Consider the following 545-nt stretch of genomic DNA (forward strand, 5'->3'; position numbering starts at 1 on the left):
GATCACCGTACCGGTTCGATTCCGGTCCTCGGCATTATTATTATTTTGCGCCCGTAGCTCAATTGGATAGAGCGTTTGACTACGGATCAAAAGGTTATGGGTTCGACTCCTATCGGGCGCGTTCTCTTACGGGAAGTAGCTCAGCTTGGTAGAGCACTTGGTTTGGGACCAAGGGGTCGCAGGTTCGAATCCTGTCTTCCCGATAGGAAATTTTAAAATTTATTATGGGGGCTTAGCTCAGCTGGGAGAGCGCCTGCTTTGCACGCAGGAGGTCAGCGGTTCGATCCCGCTAGTCTCCACCATTTAAATCATTTACAAACTATATAACGGCGGTGTAGCTCAGCTGGCTAGAGCGTACGGTTCATACCCGTGAGGTCGGGGGTTCGATCCCCTCCACCGCCACTAATTATTAGTTGTAGAATTAAAATTTGGACCTTTAGCTCAGTTGGTTAGAGCTAACGGCTCATAACCGTTCGGTCGCAGGTTCGAGTCCTGCAAGGTCCATATAATTTTGGAGGAATACCCAAGTCCGGCTGAAGGGATCG

6 tRNA genes (1 of these 6 cut by a window edge) are annotated in these 545 nt (G+C 49.7%); all 6 read left to right on the forward strand.

Going from position 1 to position 545, the window contains the following annotated elements:
* Nucleotides 1–47 precede the first annotated feature (47 nt).
* Nucleotides 48–121: transfer RNA gene (locus tag HMPREF2953_RS07795), tRNA-Arg, on the forward strand.
* 8 nt (nucleotides 122–129) lie between these two features.
* A tRNA-Pro gene (locus HMPREF2953_RS07800) sits at nucleotides 130–203 on the forward strand.
* Between the two features lie 23 nt (nucleotides 204–226).
* Nucleotides 227–302 (forward strand) — tRNA-Ala (locus HMPREF2953_RS07805).
* Between the two features lie 26 nt (nucleotides 303–328).
* A tRNA-Met gene (locus tag HMPREF2953_RS07810) sits at nucleotides 329–402 on the forward strand.
* Between the two features lie 28 nt (nucleotides 403–430).
* Nucleotides 431–504: transfer RNA gene (locus HMPREF2953_RS07815), tRNA-Ile, on the forward strand.
* Nucleotides 505–513: 9 nt separating this feature from the next.
* Nucleotides 514–545 (forward strand) — tRNA-Ser (locus HMPREF2953_RS11580); it runs 174 nt beyond the window's last position.

This window comes from Staphylococcus sp. HMSC072E01 (genome assembly GCF_001814125.1).
In the GTDB taxonomy this organism is placed as follows: Bacteria; Bacillota; Bacilli; order Staphylococcales; family Staphylococcaceae; genus Staphylococcus; species Staphylococcus hominis.